This window comes from Citrobacter sp. S46_ASV_140, assembly GCF_018919545.1.
GTDB lineage: Bacteria > Pseudomonadota > Gammaproteobacteria > Enterobacterales > Enterobacteriaceae > Citrobacter > Citrobacter braakii.
In genome coordinates this window covers 21,858-48,001 of record NZ_JAHLRC010000012.1, presented here as the reverse complement: position 1 = coordinate 48,001, position 26,144 = coordinate 21,858, and the positions used below count along the sequence as shown (strand labels likewise).

The following is a 26,144-nucleotide window of genomic DNA, read 5'->3' as shown; positions in this document are numbered from 1 at the left end:
TAAATTTATGCGCTAATTTGAATATTGCATGCATTGAATGCGGCTCGCAAGCGACGGGCAAAAGCGAGTGCGTGCTCACCATCCCCGTGAATGCATACCGTCTGGGCTGTCACGCTCGCCCACGTTCCACTCTGGCTTTTTACTCTGCCGGATTGCACCATTTCTAGCGTTTGCGCCAGCGCCTGCTCTTCATCCTCAATCAATGCGCCCGGTTGGCTGCGCGGCACCAGACTGCCATCCGCCTGATAACCCCGATCGGCAAAAACCTCCTGACGTGTTACCAGACCATAGCGTTCTCCGGCACGAATCAGTTCGCTTCCCGCCAGCCCTACCAGAACCAGCGACGGATCGCAGGCATACACCGCTTGAGCAATAGCATCCGCCAACTGAGGATCTTTCGCCGCCTGGTTATAAAGCATACCGTGCGGTTTAACATGACGCATTACGCCGCCCTGCGCACGCGTGATGGCAGCCAGCGCACCAATTTGATACAGCGTCTGCGCATACACCGTTTCCACAGGCAGGGTCATGGCGCTACGGCCAAAATTTTCCCGATCCGGAAAACTCGGATGCGCACCTATCGCTACGCCATTTTTTAGCGCTTCGCGCACGCTTAAAAGCATCGTCTGCGCATCACCGGCGTGAAACCCACAGGCGATGTTGGCTGATGACACCAGTTGCAGCAGCGCTGCATCGTTAGGGCATCCCTCACCGAGGTCTGCGTTGAGATCAATTTTCATTGTTAAGTCGCCATGTTAACTGTTCCAGATAACGCTGCCGATCCTGGCGCGCCTTAAGCGCTTCCTCCAGCGAACACTGCACAAAATGAATCGGCTGGCCGAGCGGGATCTGCGCCAGATGATACATATCCGCTTCGATGATACAGGCGATACGCGGATAGCCGCCCGTCGTCTGAGCATCGTTCATCAGCACGATGGGCTGACCATTATGCGGAACCTGCACTACGCCAGGGAGCAAACCATGCGACAATAGCTCGCGATCGGTCGTGCGCGTCAGCGACTGCCCCTGCAAGCGATACCCCATACGGTTGCTTTGCGGACTCAGCTGCCACGGGGAGCGCCAGAAAGAAGCCTGCGATACTTCGTCAAACTCCTGGTATTCAGGCCCGGGGAGCGCACGAATGTGGTTGCCCCACATCAGCTGTTTTACGCCCTGCGGCCCGCTGAATTGCCGGGTCGATGCGCCAATTGGCAGCCGATCGCCATCGCGCAGCAGACGCCCTTCCAGCCCGCCAATTCCGACTTTGAGATCGGTACTGCGCGACCCCATTACTTCGGGCACATCAAAAGCGCCCGCTACCGCCAGATAGCTGCGCATGCCGTGATGTGGACGTTTTAGCGTCAGACGCTGCCCGGCTTTCACCGGCAGCCGCCATCCGCTCCATACGGGAGTACGATCCAGGTGCGCTTCACATCCCGCTCCGGTCAGGGCAAACCAGCCATCGGTTTCAAATTCCACCACCAGTTGCCCCAGTGTGATTTCCAGCGCAGCGGCATTCGCATCATTACCCACCAGCAGATTAGCAACGTTCAGCGCCGGTTTATCCAGCGCGCCACAGTGACTGATTCCGGATTGACGAAAACTATGGCGTCCCCCGTCCTGTACTGAGGTGTACATGCCAGCGCGAATGATGTTTAACATATCCCCTCCTTCTGCGGGACAAAACGCACGGTATCGCCAGCCCGTAACAGAATCGGCTCCTGCCGTTTTGGATCAAATAACGCAACGGAGGTACGGCCAATCAATTGCCATCCACCTGGCGTGGAAAGCGGATAGACCCCCGTTTGGGATCCGCCAATACCGACAGAACCTGCCGGAACAAGCAGACGCGGTTCCGCACGCCTCGGAGTATGGAGCGGTTCAGGTAAGCTCCCGAGATAGGGAAATCCCGGCTGAAAACCGATAAACCACACCACATAATCAACCGACGCATGAAGTTCGACGACCTGCTTGTCGCTTAATCCACTGTGCCGGGCGACCTCTGCCAGATCGGGGCCGAACTCACCGCCATAGGTCACGGGAATTTCAATAAAGCGCGAGTCCGGCTCCAGCGCCTCACTCTCTTCCCACCAGCGCTGCAGGCGTTCAATCGCATCCAGCGCCAGCGTTTTCGGGTCGCGCAGGGTAACCGTGATATTGTTCATTCCCGGAATAGCTTCCAGCACATTCGGGGCATCAACCAGACGCTGGGCCAGACGCCAGATGCGTTTCTGAGTCGCCAGCGTAATGGGAGGTTCCAGCTCAAGAACCACCGCACTTTCACCTAACAGATAACAACGCGCTCGCTGCACTTTCGTCCCTCTTTATTACGCTGGATTAGGAATATCGATAAAGGTTACGTCCAGATCGGTATTTTCATTCAGCCATTCGCTTAATGCGCGAATGCCGCCGCGTTCGGTCGCATGGTGACCAGCAGCATAAAAATGCAACCCCTGCTCGCGGGCTGAGTGAATGGTTTGCTCTGAAACTTCACCGGTGATAAAGGCATCGACACCAAACCGGGCTGCGCTATCAATGAAACTCTGACCGCCCCCTGTACACCAGGCGACGCGCTGAACTTTTTCCGGCCCGGTATCACCGCACCATAACGGTTTACGGCCTAAACGCGCTTCAATCCACGATGCCAGCTCCAGCCCCGGAACCGGCATGGAGAGTTCTCCCCATGGCACCAGCGGCTCGATTTCACCCATGACGGTGATCCCCAACAGCGCTGCCAGCTGCGCGTTATTACCCAGTTCCGGGTGAGCATCCAGCGGCAGGTGCCAGCCATACAGGTTGATATCATTTTCCAACAGCGTTTTCAGACGATGGCGCTTCATACCGCGAATAACCGGAGATTCGCCTTTCCAGAAATAACCGTGATGAACGATGACCGCATCCGCCTGCAGGCGTACCGCCTCGTCCAGTAACGCCTGACTTGCGGTCACGCCGGTCACGATTTTATGCACCGTCTCTTTGCCCTCAACCTGCAAACCATTCGGCGCATAGTCGCTAATGGCGGCGCTGTTCAGTTTGTCGTTGATCAGTTGTTCCAGTTCGGTGTTTTTCATCATCGTCCTCGTAGTCATAAATTCTGCCTGCCCAATCAGCAACACAGCTTAGGTTAAAATAGCGTCCCGGCTTGCGTTCGTCGATAGACATTTCACTGACACATCAAGAAACAATCACACCCGATTTGAACGCAATTTGCTTACCCCCACGCGATCTAATTCATGTATATTTATGCAATCAGACAGCATATTGCAAAAATAATCAGATCTGTATCAAAGTTAAAACTTTAAGGAAACACACTCGCGCAGCACGTTCAGCCTGTCGCGAGGCATTTACTTCGAGAAAAGAATGAATAAACAAGCATCTCAACCACGGGCGATTTATTACGTCGTTGCGCTACAAATTTGGGAATACTTCAGTTTTTACGGCATGCGTGCATTGCTGATCCTGTATCTCACTAACCAGCTTAAGTACGACGATAATCACGCATATGAACTGTTCAGCGCCTACTGCTCGCTGGTCTACGTCACGCCCATACTTGGGGGATACCTGGCCGATAAAGTGCTCGGCAATCGAATGGCGGTGATGATCGGCGCATTTTTAATGGCAGTGGGGCATCTGGTATTGGGCGCCAGCGAAATGGCCCCGGCGTTCCTTTATTTGTCGCTGGCGATTATTGTCTGTGGCTACGGTCTGTTTAAATCCAACATCAGTTGCCTGTTAGGCGAGTTGTATCAGCCTGAAGACCCTCGCCGTGACGGTGGATTCTCTCTGCTCTACGCTGCCGGTAATATTGGTTCAATCATCGCGCCCATTGCCTGCGGCTACGTGCAGGAAGAGTACAGTTGGGCGATGGGCTTTGCGCTGGCGGCGATTGGCATGCTGGCGGGGCTGGTGATTTTCGTATGCGGTAATCGCCATTTCGCCCATACCACCGGCGTCAACAAGGCCGTCTTGTGTGCGAAAAAATATATGCTGCCAAACTGGGCCTGGTTGTTAGTTCTGCTGGTTGCAGCACCGCTGCTGATTACCGTTCTGTTCTGGAAAGAGTGGTCCGTTTACGCACTGATCGTTGCTACTGTTATTGGTCTGGCGGTTCTGGCGAAGATTTACCGCCAGGCGCAGACCCAGAAACAGCGCAAAGAGCTGGGGCTTATCGTTACATTGACCTTCTTCAGTCTGTTGTTCTGGGCCTTTGCTCAACAGGGCGGCAGTTCGATTAGCCTGTATATCGACCGCTTCGTTAACCGAGATATTCTGGGATATTCCGTCCCTACCGCGATGTTCCAGTCGGTTAACGCCTTTGCCGTTATGCTGTGCGGTATCGTGCTGGCCTGGGTGGTCAAAGAAAGCGTTAGCGGTAATCGTACCGTACGTATCTGGGGTAAATTTGCCCTTGGCCTCGGTTTAATGAGCGCCGGATTCTGTATTCTGACCTTGAGCGCCCGCTGGTCTGCGGCTTACGGTCACTCTTCCATGCCGCTGATGGTATTGGGGCTGGCGGTCATGGGCTTTGCCGAGCTGTTTATCGATCCGGTGGCTATGTCTCAGATTACACGTATCGAGATCCCAGGAGTGACCGGCGTATTAACGGGTATTTACATGCTGCTTTCCGGGGCCATCGCCAACTACCTGGCCGGCGTTATCGCCGATCAAACCTCACAAGGTTCGTTTGACTCAGCGGGCGCTATCAACTATTCCATCAATGCATATATTGATGTCTTTAGCGAAATAACCTGGGGCGCGCTGGCCTGTGTGGTGCTGGTACTGCTGATTTGGCTGTACCAGTCGCTGAAGTTCAGAAATCGTTCGCTGGCGGTAGAGTCCTGAGTTTACAGGCCCGATGATGTAATAAGATTCGGGCCTGTTTTTCTGGAGATTATGCATGGTTTACAGCCAAATCCGCTTCTGAAACACCGGTCACCAGTTTTACCATTTCGCGTTCGATTCCCTGTTCCAACATGGTTTGTGCTATACGTAATGCCGCTTCTTGTTTTCCTTGTTGTAGTCCTTGTTGTAGACCTTGTTGTAGACCTTCCTGTAATCCATCTAACCGTAACCGCTCTGCAATAGTCATCAGCCTCTCCTTGTGTTGGGGGATCCGTTGTGCCATCTCTTGCATAAACTCATTAAAGCGAGATTCATCGCCAGATTGTAGAATGTAATTAAACATCGCTTGTAATTGCGTGTCATTAGCGCATCCAGTAAGTAGCAGCGTGGTCAGTTGCTCTACCAGCCCCATCAAATCCCGCCGACGGATATGTTTTTGCATTAATTCCAGCAGCGCCATTCGCCTGTGAGCCATGATCTCATCATCGGGTACCACCGTTATGTCGACCAACGGAAATGCGCTGGAATAAAGTTGTCTTGCCGCCACGGAGTCGGCAAAGGCATCCAGCCAGCACAACGAGTACGGATAGGGGCTTCGGCAGCCATGATAAAACAGCATCGGTATCACCAACGGCAGTTCCTTATGCCCTGCGTCCAAATGGCGCTGCATCGCCGCCATCGCATAACGCAACAGACGAAAAGCCATATGCGGCTCGGCTGAACTTTGATGCTCTAAAACCACATAGACATAACCGTCGCCGTCGCGTGTGTGCAAAGACCAGAGCACGTCGGAGTAGCGCGAACGTAAATCCGCTTCAATAAAGCTTTCTGACTCCAGCTTCAGCGAGTTCAAATCGCAAAGCGTCCGCAGTTCAACTGGCAGGTGAATGTCGAGAAAATCCCGCGCAGTTTCGGGATGATGTTAAAACGTTTTAAACACCGCATCGTGCGGTGTGGATGTCGTTGGCGTTGGCGTTGTCATTAATTTCCGTCATCTGAATGAAGATGACGGAAATTTACTGCTGAGGGAAAACTTATGCAGCAGGGTATTCACTGTACTGAGAGCACGCTTCAGCGCTAAAAGCTCCCGACTGCAACATGTTCATTCTGCTGGAAGGCATTACGCTGAAATCCACCATGCCTACTCTTTACGCGCCGCCTCATAGGCCGCCAGCGTCGCCAGTCTTGCCTGTTTATGATCGACAATCGGACGAGGATAGTTAAGCGTAACCTGCGCTTTTTCAGCCCACGTCCACGGATCATGAATGGCTTTACCCGGCACATCGCGCAGTTCCGGCAGCCACTGGCGGATAAACTCACCGTCGCGGTCAAATTTTTCGCCCTGAGTCGTGGGGTTAAAGATACGGAAATACGGTGCGGCGTCGGTCCCGGTTGAGGCCGCCCACTGCCAGCCGCCGTTATTGGCCGCCAGATCGCCATCGATCAGTTGCGACATAAAATATTGCTCGCCTTTACGCCAGTCGATCAGCAGATCTTTCACTAAAAAGCTGGCCGTAATCATGCGTAATCGATTATGCATCCAGCCCGTGGCGTTGAGCTGACGCATCGCCGCATCAACAATCGGGTATCCCGTGTTCCCTGTTTGCCAGGCATGCAAATGTGCCGGATTATTCTGCCATTGCACGCGATCGGTCCAACGGATAAACGGTTGATGCCGACACAGCGCCGGATGGTAAGTCATCAGATGACGATAAAATTCACGCCAGATAAGTTCGTTCAGCCAGACGCTGCCTTCCCCTCCTTCAAGCGCCTGCGGCTGCTCCGCGAGCAGTCGATTCAGGCACTGGCGCGGCGACAATCCCCCTGTCGCCAGGCTCGCGGATAATCGACTGGTACCGTCAACCGCGGGGAAATCACGCTGTTGCTCATATTCTCCCGCGGCCTGCTGGCAAAACTGGCGTAATTGCGCGATAGCCAGTTTTTCTTCTGCCACAAACCGCTGCGTATCAAAATCTTGCTGCGGATAGCTCAGCGTTATTGATGTTAACGGAGCGTCAAGAGCGCCGCTTTCTCTCACCTTCGGCGCACTAACGCATTCTGGAACACCCTCTTTAATCCGCTTCAGCCAGGCATTTTTAAACGGTGTAAAGACTTTATACATTTCGTGATTGCCGGTCATGACCGCCCCCGGAGGCAAGATCACGCTATCGTCAAACCCTTCACACACCACATGGGGTAGTACCTTCTCAACGGCGACATCACGCTGACGTTCGTTTATTTCGTATTGATAGTTATAAAACAATCGGCTGACGCTATGCTGTGCGCAGACGTTTTTGACGGTTTCCACGCTGGCCGCAAAATCTGCGACTTCATCAAACACAAGCGGGATGCCTTTTTCCGCCAGCGCCGCCTGCAACGCATTCAACTGCGCACTCACAAATGCCGCCTGACGTGGGGCCATTTCGTGCGCCTTCCACTGCTCAGGAGTAGAGATATATAGCGCGATGACCTGCGCAGTACGATCCCGACAAGCCGCCGCCAGCGCGAGGTTGTCATGCAGACGTAAATCACGTCGAAACCAGACCAGATGGGTGGTCATAATACTCCCGGATATAAATTAATCATTGCCACTCGTTATCTATTACACCGACAAGTGTAGACGTCGGCGCATAAAAAAAACCGCCACATTACTGTGAGCGGTTTTCTTGAGCAAGAACGATAACTTAGTAGAAATCGCAGGTGGCTTTTTCAGCCTGCTCCATCCACACCGGTTTATCACTGGTTTTAGACCAGACGCGGTGCAGGTAGCTGTAAAAACGAGCGCGGTCTTTCCAGAACAGCATGACCGGTAGCGCCAGCACGCCCGCCACTACGGCAAAGGTACGGCGCAAGAAAACAATGTGTGCTGGATATTCTTTATAAAAGTCCATAATCCTCTCCCATATATCTGTTCGGTGAATAGCACCGGAAAAATAAACTTGGTTAACTGATGAAAATAATACCGCCTTGTGTGTAATTTTGCTACTCATCCGACCACTTATTTTTATCTATTGATGCTCCGTTTAGCTTAAAACTGTAATTAAGTTACATAAAAGTTAAATTAATACTAACCATTAGTTAAATAATGGTTTTTGCCATTTTTATACTTTTTTTACACCCCACCCGCTGATTTTTGCGAAATCTTTGCAAGCAAAAACCTACGCTCTGGTTATCACATTTATGCCACTGGAGGTGCACTGTGAGTGCAGGCGTGATAACCGGCATTGTGCTGGTCTTTTTATTATTAGGTTACCTGGTCTATGCCCTGATCAATGCGGAGGCGTTCTGATGGCGGCCCAAGGATTTTTACTCATTGCCAGTTTCTTGCTGGTGCTATTTGTCATCGCCAGACCGTTGGGATTTGGGCTGGCTCGACTGATCAACAATACGCCCCTGCCGGGTCTGGTTGGCGCGGAGCATCTACTCTGGCGCGGTCTGGGCATCTCGCAGCAGGAGATGAACTGGCGGCAGTATCTGCTGGCTATCCTCGCTCTCAATGTGCTGGGGCTGCTGGTCCTGTTTTCGATGCTGATGGCGCAAAACCTGCTGCCGCTAAATCCCCAGCAACTACCAGGGCTTTCGTGGGATCTGGCGCTCAACACGGCGGTGAGTTTTGTCACTAATACCAACTGGCAATCCTATGCTGGCGAAACCACCTTAAGCTATTTCAGCCAGATGGCCGGGTTGACCGTGCAGAATTTCCTGTCTGCGGCGACCGGAATTGCGGTGATTTTTGCCCTGACCCGCGCTTTCACACGCCAGAGTATGAACACGCTGGGCAACGCCTGGGTCGATCTGGTTCGCATTACGCTGTGGATCCTCGTCCCTATTGCGTTGCTCATTGCCCTGTTCTTCATTCAGCAAGGTACGTTGCAAAACATATTGCCTTATCAGCCCATCACCACCCTTGAAGGGGTGAAACAGCTGCTGCCAATGGGGCCAGTCGCCTCACAGGAAGCGATTAAGATGCTCGGCACTAACGGAGGGGGATTCTTTAACGCTAACTCATCGCATCCGTTTGAAAACCCAACCGCACTGACCAATCTGGTACAGATGCTGGCTATTTTCTTAATTCCCACTGCGCTGTGTTTTGCCTTTGGTGATGTAGTGGGCGATCGTCGTCAGGGGCGGACCTTACTGTGGGCCATGTCATTGATTTTTGCGGTCTGCGTTGCCGTCGTGATGTGGGCCGAAGTTCAGGGCAACCCGCACCTGATGGCATTCGGTGCCGACAGCAATATCAACATGGAGGGCAAGGAGAGCCGCTTTGGCGTGCTGGCCACGAGTCTCTTTTCCGTCGTCACCACGGCAGCATCCTGCGGGGCTGTCGATGCGATGCATGACTCCTTTACCGCACTGGGCGGCATGGTACCTATGTGGCTGATGCAGATTGGTGAAGTGGTCTTCGGCGGTGTGGGTTCAGGTCTGTACGGCATGCTGCTGTTCGTGCTGCTGGCGGTATTTATCGCCGGGTTAATGATTGGCCGTACGCCGGAGTATCTCGGTAAGAAAATCGACGTGCGCGAAATGAAAATGACCGCGCTGGCGATTCTGGTCACCCCTACGCTGGTCCTGCTCGGTACAGCGATCGCCATGATGAGCGAAACCGGGCGCAGCGCCATGCTTAACCCAGGTCCTCACGGCTTTAGTGAAGTCCTGTATGCCGTGTCGTCTGCCTCGAACAACAACGGTAGCGCCTTTGCCGGATTAAGCGCCAATAGCCCGTTCTGGAACTGCCTGCTGGCCCTGTGCATGTTCTTCGGTCGCTTCGGCGTGATCATCCCCGTGATGGCTATTGCCGGGTCGCTGGTAAGTAAAAAGATCCAGCCAGCAAGCCCAGGCACGCTACCTACCCACGGCGCGCTGTTTGTCGGGTTGTTAATCGGTACGGTGTTACTGGTTGGCGCTCTCACCTTTGTTCCTGCCCTGGCGCTTGGCCCGGTCGCAGAATACCTGTCATTACACTGAGTGATGCGGAGCACATTACTATGAGTCGCAAGCAACTGGCGCTGTTCGAACCCTCTCTGGTCGCACAGGCGCTGATGGACGCCGTGAAAAAATTAAGCCCACATACCCAGTGGCGTAACCCGGTGATGTTTATCGTCTGGCTGGGCAGTTTGTTAACAACCCTGTTAACGGTGGCGATGGCAACAGGTCATATGCAGGGCAGCCCGTGGTTTACCGGCGCGATAAGTCTGTGGCTGTGGATTACCGTTCTGTTCGCCAACTTCGCTGAGGCGCTGGCGGAAGGTCGCAGTAAAGCTCAGGCTAATAGCCTAAAGGGAGTCAAAAAAACCGCCTTTGCCCGTAAACTTCGCGAACCCAAATACGGCGCGGCAATGGATCACGTTCCTGCCGATGATTTACGGAAAGGGGATATCGTGCTGGTGGAAGCTGGCGATATTATCCCGTGTGACGGCGAGGTCATTGAAGGTGGCGCATCAGTAGATGAAAGTGCCATTACCGGTGAATCCGCGCCTGTGATTCGTGAATCCGGTGGCGATTTCGCCTCCGTCACCGGCGGGACCCGCATCCTCTCCGACTGGCTGGTTATCGAATGCAGCGTAAACCCCGGTGAAACGTTCCTCGACCGGATGATCGCCATGGTTGAAGGCGCGCAGCGGCGTAAAACGCCCAATGAAATCGCCCTGACGATCCTGCTGATTGCCCTGACCATTATCTTTTTGCTGGCGACTGCCACGCTATGGCCGTTTTCCGCCTGGGGTGGTAGTGCGGTCAGCATCACGGTGCTGGTTGCCTTGCTTGTGTGTTTGATCCCTACAACGATAGGCGGACTGCTCTCAGCGATTGGCGTCGCCGGGATGAGCCGCATGCTGGGCGCGAATGTCATCGCTACCAGCGGACGTGCAGTAGAGGCGGCAGGTGACGTAGACGTACTGCTGCTGGATAAAACCGGCACCATTACGCTGGGTAACCGTCAGGCTTCGGATTTTCTGCCCGCCCACGGCGTGGACGAAAAAACGCTGGCCGACGCCGCACAGCTTTCATCGCTGGCCGATGAAACGCCGGAAGGCCGCAGCATCGTGATCCTGGCAAAACAGCGCTTTAATCTGCGTATTCGCGACGTGCAATCTCTGCACGCTACCTTTGTGCCGTTTACCGCCCAAAGCCGGATGAGCGGCATCAACATCGACAACCGAATGATCCGTAAAGGGTCGGTCGATGCCATTCGTCGGCACGTTGAAGCCAACGGCGGCCACTTTCCCGCCGATGTGGAGCAGAAGGTCGAAAGCGTCGCTCGCCTTGGCGCAACGCCGCTGGTGGTTGCCGAAGGCTCCCACGTACTGGGCGTGATTGCGCTGAAAGATATTGTGAAAGGCGGGATCAAAGAACGTTTTGCTCAACTGCGCAAAATGGGGATTAAAACGGTGATGATCACCGGCGATAACCGCCTGACCGCCGCCGCGATCGCCGCTGAGGCCGGAGTGGATGACTTCTTAGCTGAAGCCACGCCGGAAGCCAAGCTGGCGCTGATTCGTCAGTATCAAGCGGAAGGTCGTCTGGTGGCAATGACCGGCGACGGAACCAATGACGCACCTGCCCTGGCGCAGGCCGACGTTGCGGTCGCCATGAACTCTGGAACCCAGGCAGCGAAAGAAGCAGGTAACATGGTGGATCTCGACTCCAACCCCACCAAACTGATTGAAGTAGTGCACATTGGTAAACAAATGCTGATGACGCGCGGTTCGCTGACCACTTTCAGTATTGCCAACGACGTCGCGAAGTATTTCGCTATTATCCCGGCCGCCTTCGCCGCCACCTATCCGCAGCTCAATGCGCTGAACGTGATGGGACTGCATTCGCCAGACTCGGCGATCCTCAGCGCGGTTATCTTTAACGCGCTGGTTATCGTCTTTCTGATCCCACTGGCGCTAAAAGGCGTGAGCTACAAACCTTTGTCCGCATCCGCGATGTTGCGCCGCAATTTGTGGATCTATGGTTTGGGCGGTTTGGTTGTGCCGTTTATCGGTATCAAAGCGATTGATTTACTGCTGACCCTGCTGGGTCTGGTGTGAGGTTTCAGATGAGTGGATTACGTCCTGCATTATCAACATTGATTTTCCTGATGCTTATCACTGGCGGGGCTTACCCGTTGCTGACGACCGCGCTGGGGCAGTGGTGGTTTCCCCACCAGGCTAACGGTTCGCTTCTTAGCGAAGGTCAGGTTGTTCGCGGCTCTGAGCTCATCGGGCAACATTTTACCGCTGCCGGTTATTTTCAGGGGCGTCCGTCTGCCACAGCTGAAATGCCCTATAATCCAATGGCTTCAGGCGGCAGTAATCTGGCAGCCAGCAACCCGGAACTGGATAAACAGCTGCAAAGCCGGATTGCCGCACTGCGTGCCGCCAACCCGCAGGCCAATCCTGCCGTCCCGGTAGAGCTGGTAACGGCTTCTTCCAGCGGGCTGGATAACAACCTGACGCCAGCCGCGGTGGCCTGGCAAATTCCCCGCGTGGCGCAGGCTCGCAACCTCAGCGTTGAAGAGGTTACGCGGTTGGTTGCACAATATACGCACAAGCCGTTGGTCAGTTTTATCGGTCAGCCGGTGGTGAACCTGGTGGAACTTAATTTAGCGCTGGATAAGCACTGAGAAAAAGGACATGCATAACGAACCCTTACGCCCCGACCCCGATCGCCTGCTGGAGCAGACCACGGCCCCGCACCGGGGAAAACTGAAAATTTTCTTCGGCGCCTGTGCTGGCGTCGGCAAAACCTGGGCCATGCTGGCAGAGGCCCAGCGACTGCGGGCGCAAGGGTTAGATGTGCTGATTGGCGTGGTGGAAACCCATGGACGCAAAGAGACCGCCGCGCTGTTGGACGGCCTCAGCATCTTGCCGCTAAAGCGACAGGCGCGTCACGGCCGCCACATCAATGAGTTCGATCTCGACGCTGCGCTGGCCCGCCGTCCAGCGCTCATTTTGATGGATGAACTGGCGCACAGTAATGCGCAAGGCTCACGGCATCCTAAGCGCTGGCAGGACATTGAAGAGCTGCTGGAAGCCGGGATTGATGTCTTTACTACCGTTAACGTGCAGCATCTGGAAAGTCTCAATGACGTGGTCAGCGGCGTTACCGGCATTCAGGTTCGTGAAACCGTACCCGACCCTTTTTTCGATGCCGCCGACGATGTGGTGCTGGTCGATCTCCCCCCCGACGATTTGCGCCAGCGCCTGAACGAAGGCAAGGTTTATATCGCCGGTCAGGCAGAAAGAGCAATTGAGCATTTCTTTCGCAAAGGTAATCTGATCGCGCTACGTGAACTGGCCCTGCGCCGCACGGCTGATCGGGTAGACGATCAGATGCGCGCCTGGCGAGGACGTCCGGGAGAGGAGAAAGTCTGGCATACCCGCGACGCTATTTTACTGTGCATTGGGCACAATACCGGCAGCGAAAAACTGGTACGCGCCGCCGCACGTCTGGCGGCGCGTCTCGGCAGCGTCTGGCATGCGGTGTATGTCGAAACGCCAGCGCTGCACCGACTGCCCGAAAAACAACGCCGCGCAATTTTAAGCGCTCTGCGGCTGGCTCAGGAGTTAGGCGCAGAAACAGCCACCCTTTCCGACCCCGCCGAAGACAAAGCGGTCATCCACTATGCCCGTGAGCATAATCTGGGAAAAATTGTGCTCGGGCGTCCGACTACGCGTCGCTGGTGGCGTAGCGATTCCTTTGCCGACAAACTCGCTCATCGCGCACCGGATCTCGACCTGATGATTGTTGCGCTCGATGAGCCCCCTTCACGCCCTGTGCTGCAAACGGCAGATAGCCGCACCTTTAAGGATAAATGGCGGGTACAAATTCAGGGTTGTGTAGTTGCCGTTGCGCTGTGCGCCATCATTACGCTAATCGCCATGCAGTGGCTAATGGCCTTTGACGCCGCCAACCTGGTGATGATCTATTTATTGGGTGTGGTGGTTATCGCACTCTTTTACGGACGCTGGCCGTCAGTGCTGGCAACCTTTATTAACGTCGCCAGCTTCGATCTCTTCTTTATTGCCCCACGCGGGACGCTGGCCGTTTCAGACGTTCAGTACCTGCTCACCTTTGCCGTAATGCTAACGGTAGGGCTGGTTATTGGTAATCTGACCGCCGGGGTGCGTTATCAGGCGCGGGTTGCGCGTTATCGAGAACAGCGTACGCGTCATTTGTATGAGATGTCGAAAGCGCTGGCCGTCGGTCGGAGTCAGACGGATATCGCCGCCACCAGTGAACAGTTTATCGCTTCAACGTTTCAGGCCCGCAGCCAGGTTTTACTGCCCGGTGAGAACGGCAAGCTGGCCCCGCTCACCCATCAACAGGGCATGACGCCGTGGGATGACGCCATTGCCCAATGGAGCTTTGACAAAGGGCAACCGGCCGGTGCAGGCACCGACACGTTACCGGGCGTGCCGTATCAGATTTTACCGTTAAAAAGCGCCGATAAAACGCATGGGCTGCTGGTGGTCGAACCGGGAAATTTACGCCAGCTTATGATCCCCGAACAGCAACGCCTGCTGGAAACCTTCACTCTACTGGTAGCCAGTGCGCTGGAGCGCCTGACGCTGACCGCCAGCGAAGAGCAGGCGCGGTTTGCCAGCGAGCGCGAAAGCATTCGCAACGCCCTGCTCGCTGCTCTGTCCCACGATTTGCGCACGCCGTTGACGGTGTTGTTCGGTCAGGCGGAAATCTTAACGCTGGATCTGGCCAGCGAGGGATCGCCGCACGCGCGCCAGGCCAGTGAGATTCGCCAGCACGTTCTGAATACTACCCGACTGGTTAATAACCTGCTGGATATGGCGCGAATTCAGTCTGGCGGCTTTAATCTTAAGAAGGAGTGGTTAACGCTGGAAGAGGTGGTCGGCAGCGCCCTGCAGATGCTGGAGCCCGGTCTCTCTGCCCCGATAAATCTGTCGTTACCTGAACCGTTAACACTGATTCACGTCGATGGTCCGCTCTTTGAACGGGTGCTGATTAACCTGTTGGAAAACGCCGTCAAATACGCGGGGCCACAGGCGCAAATCGGTATTGATGCCAGCGTCGATGGCGCACATCTGCAACTGGACGTCTGGGATAATGGGCCGGGTATTCCGTCGGGTATGGAACAGCGCGTTTTTGACAAATTTTCCCGGGGAAATAAAGAGTCATCGGTGCCCGGCGTTGGGCTGGGGCTGGCAATTTGTCAGGCTATTGTGGACGTGCACGGCGGTACTATTTCGGTCCACAATCGCGCGCAGGGAGGAGCCTGTTTTCGTGTTACACTGCCCCAGGAAATCCCCCCTGAACTTGAAGATTTTCATGAGGATATGTGACGAACGTACTGATTGTTGAAGATGAACATGCCATTCGCCGCTTTCTGCGCACTGCGCTGGAAGCCGATGGCCTGCGTGTATATGAAGCGGAAACGCTGCAACGTGGTCTGTTGGAAGCCGCCACGCGAAAACCCGATCTCATCATTCTCGATCTCGGCCTGCCGGACGGCGACGGCATTGATTTTATTCGCGACCTGCGACAATGGAGCGCGATTCCGGTGATTGTGCTTTCAGCCCGCAGTGAGGAAAGCGATAAAATTGCTGCGCTGGATGCCGGTGCCGATGACTATCTCAGTAAACCCTTTGGTATTGGCGAGCTACAGGCGAGATTGCGCGTGGCATTGCGTCGCCACGCCAGCGGTGCGTCTCCCGAACCGGTGGTACATTTTTCCAACGTCAAAGTGGATATTGCCGCGCGCCTCGTTCACCGTGGTGACGAGGAAATTCATTTGACGCCGATTGAGTTTCGTCTGTTAGCGGTTCTGCTAAATAATGCCGGGAAGGTACTGACGCAACGCCAGTTGTTAAATCAGGTTTGGGGACCAAACGCCGTCGAACACAGTCATTATCTACGTATTTATATGGGACACCTGCGCCAGAAGCTGGAACAGGACCCGGCCCGTCCGCGTCATTTTCTGACCGAAACCGGAATTGGCTATCGGTTTATGCCGTGAATTCTTATTCATTTTTTCTGATTAATTAATAAATATATTTTTCATTACTCACTCCACTGCATAATACTTATTATGCAGCCAGTAGAATATTGTAAAAAAATAATAAAATACAAATAAATAACATATAAACAACAAAACAGCATCTTGTCCCGCACTATGCATAAATGGCGACTAAATATTTTATAAACGATCGTTTTTTATTGATCTTCTTCACAGTTCATAGCCATTTCCTGGATAAAATACCCGCACCTTCCACTTATCCAGTAAAGGTAACTAAAATGGAAAATAATAGCCGTACAATGCCACATATAAGGCGAACAACGCATATTATGATGTTTGCCCACCGCAACAGTTTCGACTTTCATTTCTTTAATGCCCGTTAGTCTTCCGACTAAGGGCACTCAAGTATACAGGTCTTCCTGACTCTCTGTATCGCAGGCTAACGCCTGTATCCGCAGTGCTCTCCCTGCATAACCCTGTATTACCTGTGACCGGACCGGTTAGGGTTTATTGCATCTTCAAAAAAGCAATTTACTGATTTATTTATCAGCGGTATGACTTTGCTTTTTTTTCCGGAGTTATCAATTTCTCATTTGAGAAATTGAGGACCTGCTATTACCTAAAAATAAAGAGATGAAAATGTCAGAATTAAAAATTGCCGTAAGCCGTTCCTGTCCTGATTGTTTTTCTACGCAGCGTTCTTGCGTAAATATCGATGAAAGTAATTTTATTGATGTTGCTGCTATCGTGTTATCCATCAATGATATTGAACGAGGAAAACTCGATGAAATTGACGCCACCGGCTATGGGATTCCTGTTTTTATCGCCACCGAAAATGAAGAACGTGTTCCATCTGAACATCTGCCGCGCATCTCAGGTGTATTCGAATGTAATGAAGCCCGTACCGCCTTTTATGGCCGGCAGTTAGAAACCGCCGCCAGCCATTATGAAACGCAGTTACGTCCGCCGTTCTTCCGTGCGCTTGTCGACTATGTCAATCAGGGCAACAGCGCCTTTGATTGTCCTGGTCATCAGGGAGGCGAGTTTTTCCGTCGCCATCCTGCGGGTAATCAGTTTGTCGAATATTTCGGCGAAACACTTTTCCGCTCCGATTTGTGTAATGCCGATGTCGCAATGGGTGATCTGCTGATTCACGAAGGCGCTCCCTGCATCGCACAACAGCACGCAGCTAAAGTTTTCAACGCGGATAAGACCTACTTTGTACTGAACGGGACCTCCTCATCGAACAAAGTGGTGCTTAACGCATTGCTCACCCCAGGCGATCTGGTGTTATTCGACCGCAACAACCACAAGTCAAACCACCACGGCGCGTTATTGCAGGCCGGGGCAACGCCGGTATATCTGGAAACCGCGCGTAACCCGTACGGCTTTATCGGCGGGATCGACGCGCACTGCTTTGAAGAAGGCTATCTACGTGAACAGGTGAGTGAAGTTGCGCCACAACGTTCGAAAGATGAGCGTCCATTCCGTCTGGCCGTGATTCAGTTAGGTACCTACGACGGCACAATCTATAACGCCCGTCAGGTGGTGGATAAGATCGGTCATCTGTGCGACTACATCCTGTTTGACTCCGCGTGGGTTGGCTATGAGCAGTTTATTCCGATGATGGCCGATTGCTCTCCGCTGTTGCTGGATCTTAACGAAAATGACCCCGGCATTCTGGTCACCCAGTCAGTGCACAAACAACAGGCAGGCTTCTCTCAGACTTCGCAGATCCACAAAAAAGACAGCCATATTAAAGGCCAGTCTCGCTACGTGCCTCATAAACGAATGAATAACGCGTTCATGATGCACGCCTCCACCAGCCCGTTCTATCCGCTCTTTGCCGCACTGGACATCAACGCCAAAATGCATGAAGGCGTCAGCGGGCGCAACATGTGGATGGACTGCGTCGTCAACGGAATTGATACTCGTAAGTTGATCCTGGAAAACTGCCACCATATCCGCCCGTTCGTGCCGGAGATAGTAGAGGGTAAACCGTGGCAGGCTTATCCCACCGCTGAAATCGCCAGCGACCTGCGTTTCTTCCATTTTGTTCCCTGTGAACACTGGCATGCCTTTGAAGGGTATGCCGAACACCAGTACTTTGTGGATCCATGCAAATTGCTGCTCACCACTCCGGGTATTAATGCGCGTAACGGCGAATACGATACCTTCGGCGTTCCGGCTACCATTCTGGCTAACTTCCTGCGCGAAAATGGTGTGGTGCCCGAAAAATGCGACCTCAACTCCATCCTGTTCCTGCTGACCCCCGCAGAAGATATGGCGAAGTTGCAGCAGCTTGTCGCCCTGCTGGTACGTTTCGAAAAACTGCTGGAAGCCGATGCCCCGCTAGCCGAGGTTCTGCCCTCGATCTACAAGCAGCACGAAGCCCGTTACGCCGGTTACACCCTGCGCCAACTGTGCCAGGAGATGCACGATTTGTATGCGCGTCACAACGTGAAGCAGCTCCAGAAAGAGATGTTCCGTAAGGCACATTTCCCGCGCGTCAGCATGAATCCGCAGGATGCCAATTATGCATATCTGCGTGGTGAAGTTGAACTGGTGCGTCTGCCGGACGCTGAAGGTCGCATCGCGGCAGAAGGCGCGCTGCCTTATCCTCCGGGCGTGCTGTGTGTGGTTCCGGGTGAAATCTGGGGCGGTTCAGTATTACGTTACTTCAGCGCACTGGAAGAAGGAATCAATTTACTACCGGGCTTTGCGCCTGAACTCCAGGGTGTCTACATCGAAGAACACGACGGTCGTAAACAAGTGTGGTGCTACGTGATTAAGCAACAAAGCGCGCAACCCGCTCTGTTGAAAGGGGAAATGTTATGAGCAAAGCCAAATCCAACAAAATGGGCGTCGTCCAGCTCACTATCCTGACCATGGTTAATATGATGGGATCTGGAATCATCATGTTGCCCACCAAGCTTGCGGAAGTCGGTACTATCTCGATCATCTCGTGGCTGGTGACTGCTGTCGGTTCAATGGCGCTGGCCTGGGCCTTCGCAAAATGCGGTATGTTCAGCCGTAAATCCGGTGGTATGGGGGGTTACGCTGAATACGCCTTTGGCAAATCCGGTAACTTTATGGCGAACTACACTTATGGCGTTTCGCTGTTAATCGCCAACGTGGCTATCGCCATCTCCGCCGTTGGCTACGGTACCGAGCTGTTTGGCGCCACACTGACACCGGTGCAGATTGGCCTGGCAACCATTGGTGTACTGTGGATCTGTACCGTGGCTAACTTTGGCGGGGCGCGCATTACCGGGCAGATCAGCAGCATCACCGTTTGGGGCGTCATTATTCCGGTTGTCGGTCTGTGTATCATCGGCTGGTTCTGGTTCAGTCCGACGCTGTACGCTAACTCCTGGAATCCACACCACGTCCCGTTCTTCACGGCTGTCGGTTCTTCCATTGCGATGACCTTGTGGGCTTTTCTGGGTCTGGAATCGGCCTGCGCCAACGCTGAAGTGGTAGACAACCCGGAACGCAACGTGCCCATCGCCGTATTGGGCGGTACGCTGGGCGCGGCGGTGATTTACATCATCTCCACCAACGTGATAGCCGGGATTGTGCCGAATATGGATCTGGCTAACTCTACAGCACCGTTCGGTTTAGCCTTCGCACAAATGTTCACCCCGGAAGTCGGTAAGGTGATCATGGCGCTGATGGTGATGTCCTGCTGCGGTTCACTGCTGGGCTGGCAGTTCACTATCGCTCAGGTATTCAAATCGTCGGCTGATGGGGGTTACTTCCCTAAAATCTTCTCCCGCGTGACCAAAGTAGACGCGCCGGTTCAGGGGATGCTGGCAATCGTGATCATCCAGAGTGGTTTATCACTGATGACTATCAGCCCGTCACTGAACAGTCAGTTCAACGTGCTGGTCAACCTGGCGGTGGTGACGAACATCATTCCGTATATTCTGTCGATGGCCGCGCTGGTAATTATTCAAAAAATGGCGAATGTTCCGTCGTCAAAAGCGAAACCGGCGAACTTCGTGGCGTTTGTTGGCGCATTGTACAGCTTCTATGCGCTCTACTCCTCTGGCGAAGAAGCAATGCTTTATGGTTCTATCGTGACCTTCCTCGGCTGGACGCTGTATGGCCTGGTATCACCGCGTTTTGAACTGAAAAATAAGCATAGTTAAATCCTGGCATAAAAAAGCCCGGTAGCGCTAACGCTTACCGGGCCTACAAAACGCGTCAGTACAAACAATACTTACGCGTTTTTCAGCACTTCGCTGACAATCTCAACGGCTTCTTTTTCGATCTGCTTGCGATGTTCTTCACCAAGGAAGCTCTCGCAGTAGATTTTATAGGCGTCTTCAGTACCTGACGGACGCGCAGCAAACCAGCCGTTGTCAGTCATCACCTTCAGACCGCCGATAGAAGCACCGTTACCCGGTGCCGCCGTCAGACGTGCCGTGATCGGGTCCCCCGCCAGCGTGCTGGCACTCACCATTTCCGGAGACAGCTTAGACAGCGCCGCTTTCTGCGCGGAGGTCGCGCTTGCCTGCAGGCGGTTGTAGCTTGGCGCGCCGAAGCGGGCTGCCAGTTCGTTGTAGTGCTCTTGCGGATTCTTACCGGTCACTGCGGTAATTTCTGCCGCCAGCAGACACATGATGATGCCGTCTTTGTCGGTCGACCACGGTGTACCGTCAAAGCGCAGGAAAGAAGCGCCCGCGCTCTCTTCACCACCAAAGCCAAAGCTGCCGTCAAACAGACCGTCAACGAACCATTTAAAGCCAACCGGAACTTCGACCAGTTTACGCCCTAAATCATTCACTACGCGGTCAATCATCGCCGAAGAGACCAGCGTCTTACCGACGGCAACGTCTTTGCCCCACTGCGGACGATGCTGGAACAGGTAGTTGATCGCCACCGCCAGGTAGTGGTTCGGATTCATCAGACCCGCCGGGGTGACGATACCGTGACGGTCATAGTCCGGATCGTTGGCAAAGGCCAGATCGAACTTGTCACGCAGCGCCAACAGTCCCGCCATCGCGCACTCGGAGGAGCAGTCCATACGGATTGCGCCATCTTTGTCGAGATGCATAAAGCGGAAAGTCTGATCAACGTGATCGTTAACGATAGTCAGGTTCAGGTTGTAGTGCTTGGCAATACGCTTCCAGTATTCGATACCGGAACCGCCAAGCGGATCGACACCCAGCGTCAGGCCCGCTTTCTGGATCGCCGCCATGTCGACGATGTCGGCCAGTCCTTCAACAAACGGCTGAACCAGGTCCTGCTCCTTTACATGACCAGATGCCAGCGCAGCGTCCAGCGACATACGCTTCACGCCTTGCAGACCATCAGCCAGCAGAGCGTTAGCCCTGTCTTCCACCACTTTGGTGACGTTAGTATCTGCCGGACCACCGTTTGGCGGGTTGTATTTAATACCACCATCTTCCGGCGGGTTGTGGGATGGCGTGATCACAATGCCGTCAGCCAGCGGGCCGCCTTTTTTGTTGTGGACCAGGATAGCATTCGACACGGCAGGGGTTGGCGTAAAGCCGTTATTTTCCTGCACGATGACGTCCACGCCGTTCGCTGCCAGCACTTCCAGGACAGAGATAAAAGCCGGTTCAGACAGCGCGTGGGTATCCTTGCCCACGTAGCACGGGCCAGTGATCCCGTTTTTCGCACGTTCTTCAGCAATCGCCTGAGCGATTGCCAGAATATGCGGCTCGTTAAAACTATGACGACCTGCACTGCCGCGATGTCCGGACGTACCGAACTTGACGGCGTGCTCAGCGTTCCCTGCCGTTGGTTTCAGTACATAGTACTGTGCCGTCAGTTGGGCGACGTTAATCAAATCACTCTGTTGCGCAGGTTGACCTGCACGGTTGTGGATTGCCATTGCCTGGTCCTTCTAATGCAAGGATTAAATTGTTCCGCAAACCTTTTCAATCAATTCCGCAGGGAATTGCATTGACTGCATGATGTGCTCAACCATGCTGCATTTACGGCCGGTATTGGTATTGGTGATCACCCAGTACGGCGTGCCTGGCACGTGTTTCGGTTTGGTTTGATTACCATTTTTCAGCAGCGTCTGTTCATCTGCTGCAAAATAAACGCGCGTACGCCCATGCAACGATTCCGTTGCTTCGGCGAACGCGTTTTGATCCAGTGAATAGAGTGTAGACAGCACCAGCATAAAGCGATTTACTGCTTTCTTCTGCTCCGCATATTCGTCGGACAGCAGCAGTTCACGCATCGCGCGCACTTTATCTTTTACGAGGTTAACCGGCTTCGCTTCCACGACAGCTTGCACAGCGCGGACTTCTTTTACTACCGGAGTGACAGGCTGTGATGCGGCGGAAAACTTCAACATACGCCGTAAAATGTCGGATGCGCTCTCGCCGATATGCTTGGTGTGGCTGGCAATATAGCTATAGAGTTCATCATCAACTTCAATCGTTTTCATCTTAATCCAGTGCAGTGTTTAGCTGAATACAAGTTGTTGGGGTCAACACGCGTAGTGTAAAGGCAAATCCCAACAGCGGATAGCGTCAAGCCTGGTGGCTGGCAAAACTCAGAGTAACCGTAGTTGTTGCAGCCATGTGGCAGAATGGTCAACATGATACCCTAACCCGTGAGTGTGAAAAAAAGAACTTTGCCATGAAATTGAATATCCGAGCGCAATCTGCGCAAAACCTGCACAATAATTCTCCCATCGTCCTGGTGCACGGCCTGTTTGGCAGTCTGGATAACCTGGGGATCCTGGCGCGCGATCTGGTGGCCGATCACGATATCATCCAGGTTGATATGCGAAATCATGGCCTCTCCCCGCGTTCACCTGAGATGAATTATCCGGCCATGGCGCAAGACCTGCTGGATACGCTGGACGATCAACAGATCGAAAAAGCGATCTTTATTGGTCACTCGATGGGGGGCAAAGCCGTCATGGCGTTAACCGCGTTGGCCCCGGAACGTGTCGAACGGTTGGTAGCCATCGACATTGCTCCCGTTGACTATCATGTTCGCCGTCACGATGAGATTTTTGCTGCCATTAACGCAGTAACTGACGCGCAGTCCTCTTCGCGTCAGCAGGCGGCGAGCGTCATGCGCCAGCATCTGCAAGAGGAAGGCGTGATCCAGTTTCTGCTCAAATCCTTCGTGGACGGCGAATGGCGCTTTAATGTTCCCGTGCTGTGGGAGCAATATCCTCATATTGTCGGCTGGGAGACCATCCCGGCGTGGGAACACCCGGCGCTGTTTATCCCCGGTGGCAACTCACCTTATGTAACCGAAGCGTATCGCGAACAACTGCTGGCGCAATTCCCGCAGGCTCGGGCGCACGTTATTGCAGGCGCGGGCCATTGGGTGCATGCGGAAAAACCGGAGGCGGTACTGCGCGCCATCCGTCGTTATCTGAGCGAACAGGCTAACTGATTAAAAACTCAGCGTCTGCGCGTGATTACGCGCGTGGGCGTTGGCGTGTCTCCCCTGCTGATGTATTATGGCGGGCTATCCATCCGGGCAGACGCCTGGCTGATTGTTTCCCCGAAGTCACCAAGATCATGGCCAAAGAACAAACGGACCGTACGACATTAGATCTGTTCGCGCAGGAGCGTCGCCCGGGACGACCCAAAACTAATCCGCTCTCGCGTGATGAACAGTTACGTATTAACAAACGTAATCAGCTTAAACGCGATAAAGTTCGCGGGCTTAAGCGTGTCGAACTGAAACTGAACGCTGATGCTGTTGACGCTCTGAACGAGCTGGCCGAGGCGCGCAACATGAGTCGCAGTGAACTCATCGAAGAGATGCTGATGAACCAACTCAGCGCATTGCGCGGTCAGGCTTAGTCTGAATTTCTGCTCTAAATCATAAATCGTGTAGCACAGAGTGCAGTCCTGCGTGTTTGCTGTTTCCGCATGCCTGACTGTTCTGCTATGATTGCCCTTATCCGTGGGCAATGCGCCACCACCATTTCAATAAGTTTCAAGAGGTTATTTTACTCATGGCAATCACTGGCATCTTTTTCGGCAGCGACACCGGTAACACCGAAAACATCGCAAAAATGATTCAAAAACAGCTTGGTAAAGACGTTGCCGATGTACATGACATTGCAAAAAGCAGCAAAGAAGACCTCGAAGGGTATGACATTTTGCTGCTCGGCATTCCAACCTGGTACTACGGTGAAGCGCAGTGTGACTGGGACGATTTCTTCCCTACCCTCGAAGACATTGATTTTAACGGCAAGCTGGTTGCATTGTTCGGCTGCGGCGACCAGGAAGATTACGCAGAATATTTCTGCGATGCGTTGGGTACAATTCGCGACATCATCGAACCACGCGGCGCAACCATCGTTGGTCACTGGCCAACGGCGGGTTATCACTTTGAAGCGTCCAAAGGCCTGGCTGACGACGACCACTTTGTGGGTCTGGCCATTGATGAAGATCGCCAGCCTGAATTGACCGCCGAACGCGTAGAAAAATGGGTTAAGCAGATCTCTGAGGAGCTGCACCTCGACGAAATCATCAATGCCTGATTTTGTGTGGCGCAGATTTCCATCTGCGCCACATCAATAGATAAAACCAATCAAAATAATTGCTACAAATTTGTAACTTTTTCGTCTGACCCTGTACAATGGCCGGATGCCAATCGGGTATTGCACAGTGTGTTTGTCGGCGATACCACGTTTTGATTAACAATATATGCCAGAGACTTGCAGTTTTCATTTAGCCATGGCAGTTCTATAATGAATCGCATTATCTCAAGTGCAATTTCTGTCACTTCTGTTAATGAAGTGAATCGTTTAGCTACAGGACAGATTCCGCATGACTGACAACAATACCGCATTAAAGAAGGCTGGCCTGAAAGTAACGCTTCCTCGTTTAAAAATTCTGGAAGTTCTTCAGGAACCGGATAACCATCACGTCAGTGCGGAAGACTTATACAAACGTCTGATCGATATGGGTGAAGAAATTGGTCTGGCGACCGTGTATCGCGTGCTGAACCAGTTTGATGATGCCGGTATCGTGACCCGCCATAATTTTGAAGGTGGTAAATCCGTCTTCGAACTGACTCAACAGCATCATCACGATCACCTCATCTGCCTCGACTGCGGCAAAGTGGTCGAGTTCAGCGATGATTCCATCGAGGCCCGCCAGCGTGAGATTGCGGCTAAACATGGTATTCGTTTAACCAACCATAGCCTCTATCTTTACGGTCACTGCGCCGAAGGCGATTGCCGCGAAGATGAGCATGCTCACGACGGTAAATAATGTGATGCTTTCTGAAAAGCCAACCATTCGGTTGGCTTTTTTTATGGGCATTATCACCCCTTTTCCCCTTCCCTCCACTCCTGTGTTGCTTTAATGTAAAATCTATAGTCCCTTCCCGGAGAGTCGAAATGGAACTTCGCCAGCTACGCTATTTTGTTCGCATTGTAGAAACCGGCAGCATGGGTAGCGCGGCGCTCGATCTCAATATTGGGGTTTCGGCACTCAGCCAGCAAATGTCCCGCCTGGAAAACGAACTCGCTATTCGCCTGCTGCAGCGCACCTCGCGTGGCGTTACGCCCACCAGCGCCGGACTGGCTTTTTACTCCCAGGCGCAGCTGGCGCTCCGCCACGCAGACGATGCAATCCTCGCCGCGCGAGAGTCCCGGCTTTCCGGGCACGTCAGCGTCGGTATGGCCCCCAGTACCGCTTCCGTTCTCGGCATGCCTTTTATTAACGCCATGCGGGAAAGCTATAGTGATGTCCGCCTGCATGTGGTGGAAAGCCTCTCTGGCAACCTGGAACGGATGATTAATACCCGCCAGATTGATCTGGCCGTGGTATTTCAAAAAGAAAAGCTCCTGCGCTGGAGCGCCAGACCGATTCTCGAAGAGCGCCTGTTTTTGATTGGGACTCATGCCTTACTGGCCGATATTGCCGATGAAAATATTGCGCCAGCCCAGTTGGCAAGTATCCCATTGATAATGCCCAGCCCAGGCCACGGTCTGCGCGGCAGGCTGGAAGCAATTTGTCAGGAACACGCACTGCGCATTGAGATCTCCACAGAAATTGATGGTCTGGCGCTGCTAATGCGCGCCGTTCGCAGTGGAATCGGCGCTACTCTCCAGCCCGGCGCGGCGATTTCCCATCTCGATAAAGAGACGCTAAGAGTGATCGGCGTCCATAATCCAATACTGAGTCGCCCCAACTTTCTGGTCAGCCTTTCTGATGATGAGCTCACCCCCGCGGGCCTCGCCGCCCGCGTGGTGCTAACGAAAGTGATGCATCAACTGGTGGAAGCAGGAAGCTGGCCAGGCGCCATCCTTTACAATAACTAAAGCCCTCTTTAGCACTTCGTCATAGCG

At 53.4% G+C, this 26,144-nt stretch carries 24 protein-coding genes and 1 pseudogene; 16 read left to right on the top strand and 9 right to left on the bottom strand.

Annotation, left to right across the window (positions count from 1 at the left end):
• Window positions 1–5: 5 nt before the first annotated feature.
• Genes pxpA through ybgI form a run of 4 tightly spaced genes read right to left on the bottom strand, consistent with a single transcriptional unit; the run spans window position 6 to window position 3,071 of the window.
• Complete coding sequence (gene pxpA, locus KQJ19_RS05850) at window positions 6–740, bottom strand: 5-oxoprolinase subunit PxpA (protein ID WP_053388605.1); 735 nt, start codon at window positions 738–740, stop codon at window positions 6–8.
• Entirely contained in the window at window positions 730–1,662 is a 933-nt protein-coding gene (pxpC, locus tag KQJ19_RS05845; RefSeq protein ID WP_103766032.1) for a 5-oxoprolinase subunit PxpC, read from the bottom strand. Before pxpC ends, pxpA begins: the two co-directional genes overlap by 11 nt.
• Complete coding sequence (gene pxpB, locus KQJ19_RS05840; protein ID WP_046274709.1) at window positions 1,656–2,312, bottom strand: 5-oxoprolinase subunit PxpB; 657 nt, start codon at window positions 2,310–2,312, stop codon at window positions 1,656–1,658. The genes pxpC and pxpB overlap by 7 nt, the downstream gene beginning before the upstream one ends.
• Window positions 2,313–2,327: 15 nt before the next feature.
• Entirely contained in the window at window positions 2,328–3,071 is a 744-nt protein-coding gene (ybgI, locus tag KQJ19_RS05835) for a radiation resistance protein YbgI (RefSeq protein WP_016152273.1), read from the bottom strand.
• Between the two features lie 289 nt (window positions 3,072–3,360).
• Here ybgI and dtpD point away from each other — a divergent pair, with 289 nt between their 5' ends.
• Window positions 3,361–4,842, top strand: a complete 1,482-nt coding sequence (gene dtpD, locus KQJ19_RS05830; protein WP_016155995.1) for a dipeptide permease DtpD — start codon at window positions 3,361–3,363, stop codon at window positions 4,840–4,842.
• A 49-nt stretch (window positions 4,843–4,891) separates the two neighbouring features.
• Here dtpD and KQJ19_RS05825 read toward each other — a convergent pair.
• The 3 genes and pseudogenes from KQJ19_RS05825 to KQJ19_RS05815 all read right to left on the bottom strand — a co-directional run bounded on the left by KQJ19_RS05825 (window position 4,892) and on the right by KQJ19_RS05815 (window position 7,733).
• A pseudogene (locus KQJ19_RS05825) lies at window positions 4,892–5,824 on the bottom strand (Rpn family recombination-promoting nuclease/putative transposase).
• 159 nt (window positions 5,825–5,983) lie between these two features.
• Window positions 5,984–7,402 carry a deoxyribodipyrimidine photo-lyase gene (phrB, locus tag KQJ19_RS05820; RefSeq protein WP_216403420.1) on the bottom strand — a complete coding sequence of 473 codons (1,419 nt, stop codon included), beginning with the start codon at window positions 7,400–7,402 and terminating at the stop codon, window positions 5,984–5,986.
• A 124-nt stretch (window positions 7,403–7,526) separates the two neighbouring features.
• Complete coding sequence (locus tag KQJ19_RS05815; RefSeq protein ID WP_003022870.1) at window positions 7,527–7,733, bottom strand: YbfA family protein; 207 nt, start codon at window positions 7,731–7,733, stop codon at window positions 7,527–7,529.
• A 308-nt stretch (window positions 7,734–8,041) separates the two neighbouring features.
• On the opposite strand from KQJ19_RS05815, the gene kdpF reads away from it, so the two are divergent.
• From kdpF to potE, 9 genes are all read left to right on the top strand, one after another.
• Entirely contained in the window at window positions 8,042–8,131 is a 90-nt protein-coding gene (gene kdpF, locus KQJ19_RS05810; protein WP_001670793.1) for a K(+)-transporting ATPase subunit F, read from the top strand.
• Complete coding sequence (gene kdpA / locus KQJ19_RS05805) at window positions 8,131–9,810, top strand: potassium-transporting ATPase subunit KdpA (protein WP_047497718.1); 1,680 nt, start codon at window positions 8,131–8,133, stop codon at window positions 9,808–9,810. Before kdpF ends, kdpA begins: the two co-directional genes overlap by 1 nt.
• A gap of 20 nt (window positions 9,811–9,830) precedes the next feature.
• Entirely contained in the window at window positions 9,831–11,879 is a 2,049-nt protein-coding gene (kdpB, locus tag KQJ19_RS05800) for a potassium-transporting ATPase subunit KdpB (protein ID WP_016152268.1), read from the top strand.
• A gap of 8 nt (window positions 11,880–11,887) precedes the next feature.
• Window positions 11,888–12,454, top strand: coding sequence for a potassium-transporting ATPase subunit KdpC (gene kdpC, locus KQJ19_RS05795; protein ID WP_047497716.1), 567 nt, complete (start codon window positions 11,888–11,890; stop codon window positions 12,452–12,454).
• Window positions 12,455–12,464: 10 nt separating this feature from the next.
• On the top strand, window positions 12,465–15,149 hold the full coding sequence (gene kdpD / locus KQJ19_RS05790; protein ID WP_216403419.1) for a two-component system sensor histidine kinase KdpD: 2,685 nt from the start codon (window positions 12,465–12,467) through the stop codon (window positions 15,147–15,149).
• Window positions 15,146–15,823 carry a two-component system response regulator KdpE gene (kdpE, locus tag KQJ19_RS05785; RefSeq protein WP_049269245.1) on the top strand — a complete coding sequence of 226 codons (678 nt, stop codon included), beginning with the start codon at window positions 15,146–15,148 and terminating at the stop codon, window positions 15,821–15,823. Before kdpD ends, kdpE begins: the two co-directional genes overlap by 4 nt.
• Before the next feature lie 278 nt (window positions 15,824–16,101).
• Window positions 16,102–16,206 (top strand): leader peptide SpeFL, encoded by a 105-nt coding sequence (speFL, locus tag KQJ19_RS05780; RefSeq protein ID WP_114149115.1) that lies wholly within the window; start codon window positions 16,102–16,104, stop codon window positions 16,204–16,206.
• A 256-nt stretch (window positions 16,207–16,462) separates the two neighbouring features.
• Window positions 16,463–18,661 (top strand): ornithine decarboxylase SpeF, encoded by a 2,199-nt coding sequence (gene speF / locus KQJ19_RS05775; RefSeq protein ID WP_216403418.1) that lies wholly within the window; start codon window positions 16,463–16,465, stop codon window positions 18,659–18,661.
• Window positions 18,658–19,977, top strand: a complete 1,320-nt coding sequence (gene potE, locus KQJ19_RS05770; protein WP_016155987.1) for a putrescine-ornithine antiporter — start codon at window positions 18,658–18,660, stop codon at window positions 19,975–19,977. The genes speF and potE overlap by 4 nt, the downstream gene beginning before the upstream one ends.
• A gap of 71 nt (window positions 19,978–20,048) precedes the next feature.
• Here the strand turns inward: potE and pgm are convergent, their stop codons facing one another.
• On the bottom strand, window positions 20,049–21,689 hold the full coding sequence (gene pgm / locus KQJ19_RS05765; RefSeq protein WP_016152262.1) for a phosphoglucomutase (alpha-D-glucose-1,6-bisphosphate-dependent): 1,641 nt from the start codon (window positions 21,687–21,689) through the stop codon (window positions 20,049–20,051).
• A 24-nt stretch (window positions 21,690–21,713) separates the two neighbouring features.
• Window positions 21,714–22,256: a replication initiation negative regulator SeqA gene (gene seqA, locus KQJ19_RS05760; protein ID WP_216403417.1), complete on the bottom strand. Its 543-nt coding sequence runs from the start codon at window positions 22,254–22,256 to the stop codon at window positions 21,714–21,716.
• A 194-nt stretch (window positions 22,257–22,450) separates the two neighbouring features.
• Here seqA and ybfF point away from each other — a divergent pair, with 194 nt between their 5' ends.
• The 6 genes from ybfF (at window position 22,451) to tcuR (ending at window position 26,117) form a co-directional block, all read left to right on the top strand.
• A complete protein-coding gene (ybfF, locus tag KQJ19_RS05755; protein WP_047415163.1) occupies window positions 22,451–23,224 on the top strand; it encodes an esterase in 774 nt (257 codons plus the stop codon).
• Between the two features lie 128 nt (window positions 23,225–23,352).
• A complete protein-coding gene (gene ybfE / locus KQJ19_RS05750; RefSeq protein WP_003022842.1) occupies window positions 23,353–23,640 on the top strand; it encodes a LexA regulated protein in 288 nt (95 codons plus the stop codon).
• Window positions 23,641–23,795: 155 nt separating this feature from the next.
• Window positions 23,796–24,326, top strand: a complete 531-nt coding sequence (gene fldA, locus KQJ19_RS05745; RefSeq protein WP_003022839.1) for a flavodoxin FldA — start codon at window positions 23,796–23,798, stop codon at window positions 24,324–24,326.
• A gap of 210 nt (window positions 24,327–24,536) precedes the next feature.
• A complete protein-coding gene (locus KQJ19_RS05740; protein ID WP_049259739.1) occupies window positions 24,537–24,623 on the top strand; it encodes a ryhB-regulated fur leader peptide in 87 nt (28 codons plus the stop codon).
• Complete coding sequence (gene fur, locus KQJ19_RS05735; protein ID WP_003022836.1) at window positions 24,616–25,062, top strand: ferric iron uptake transcriptional regulator; 447 nt, start codon at window positions 24,616–24,618, stop codon at window positions 25,060–25,062. Before KQJ19_RS05740 ends, fur begins: the two co-directional genes overlap by 8 nt.
• 128 nt (window positions 25,063–25,190) lie before the next feature.
• Complete coding sequence (tcuR, locus tag KQJ19_RS05730; RefSeq protein ID WP_049281838.1) at window positions 25,191–26,117, top strand: tricarballylate utilization LysR family transcriptional regulator TcuR; 927 nt, start codon at window positions 25,191–25,193, stop codon at window positions 26,115–26,117.
• The last annotated feature ends 27 nt before the right edge of the window (window positions 26,118–26,144 follow it).

What these genes read in the sequence shown, in the direction of transcription:
- pxpA (WP_053388605.1), bottom strand. Translation starts at nt 740, where the DNA reads ATGAAAATTGATCTCAACGCAGACCTCGGTGAGGGATGCCCTAACGAT.
- pxpC (WP_103766032.1), bottom strand. Translation starts at nt 1,662, where the DNA reads ATGTTAAACATCATTCGCGCTGGCATGTACACCTCAGTACAGGACGGG.
- ybgI (WP_016152273.1), bottom strand. Translation starts at nt 3,071, where the DNA reads ATGAAAAACACCGAACTGGAACAACTGATCAACGACAAACTGAACAGC.
- dtpD (WP_016155995.1), top strand. Translation starts at nt 3,361, where the DNA reads ATGAATAAACAAGCATCTCAACCACGGGCGATTTATTACGTCGTTGCG.
- phrB (WP_216403420.1), bottom strand. Translation starts at nt 7,402, where the DNA reads ATGACCACCCATCTGGTCTGGTTTCGACGTGATTTACGTCTGCATGAC.
- KQJ19_RS05815 (WP_003022870.1), bottom strand. Translation starts at nt 7,733, where the DNA reads ATGGACTTTTATAAAGAATATCCAGCACACATTGTTTTCTTGCGCCGT.
- kdpA (WP_047497718.1), top strand. Translation starts at nt 8,131, where the DNA reads ATGGCGGCCCAAGGATTTTTACTCATTGCCAGTTTCTTGCTGGTGCTA.
- kdpB (WP_016152268.1), top strand. Translation starts at nt 9,831, where the DNA reads ATGAGTCGCAAGCAACTGGCGCTGTTCGAACCCTCTCTGGTCGCACAG.
- kdpC (WP_047497716.1), top strand. Translation starts at nt 11,888, where the DNA reads ATGAGTGGATTACGTCCTGCATTATCAACATTGATTTTCCTGATGCTT.
- kdpD (WP_216403419.1), top strand. Translation starts at nt 12,465, where the DNA reads ATGCATAACGAACCCTTACGCCCCGACCCCGATCGCCTGCTGGAGCAG.
- speFL (WP_114149115.1), top strand. Translation starts at nt 16,102, where the DNA reads ATGGAAAATAATAGCCGTACAATGCCACATATAAGGCGAACAACGCAT.
- speF (WP_216403418.1), top strand. Translation starts at nt 16,463, where the DNA reads ATGTCAGAATTAAAAATTGCCGTAAGCCGTTCCTGTCCTGATTGTTTT.
- potE (WP_016155987.1), top strand. Translation starts at nt 18,658, where the DNA reads ATGAGCAAAGCCAAATCCAACAAAATGGGCGTCGTCCAGCTCACTATC.
- pgm (WP_016152262.1), bottom strand. Translation starts at nt 21,689, where the DNA reads ATGGCAATCCACAACCGTGCAGGTCAACCTGCGCAACAGAGTGATTTG.
- seqA (WP_216403417.1), bottom strand. Translation starts at nt 22,256, where the DNA reads ATGAAAACGATTGAAGTTGATGATGAACTCTATAGCTATATTGCCAGC.
- ybfF (WP_047415163.1), top strand. Translation starts at nt 22,451, where the DNA reads ATGAAATTGAATATCCGAGCGCAATCTGCGCAAAACCTGCACAATAAT.
- ybfE (WP_003022842.1), top strand. Translation starts at nt 23,353, where the DNA reads ATGGCCAAAGAACAAACGGACCGTACGACATTAGATCTGTTCGCGCAG.
- fldA (WP_003022839.1), top strand. Translation starts at nt 23,796, where the DNA reads ATGGCAATCACTGGCATCTTTTTCGGCAGCGACACCGGTAACACCGAA.
- KQJ19_RS05740 (WP_049259739.1), top strand. Translation starts at nt 24,537, where the DNA reads ATGAATCGCATTATCTCAAGTGCAATTTCTGTCACTTCTGTTAATGAA.
- fur (WP_003022836.1), top strand. Translation starts at nt 24,616, where the DNA reads ATGACTGACAACAATACCGCATTAAAGAAGGCTGGCCTGAAAGTAACG.
- tcuR (WP_049281838.1), top strand. Translation starts at nt 25,191, where the DNA reads ATGGAACTTCGCCAGCTACGCTATTTTGTTCGCATTGTAGAAACCGGC.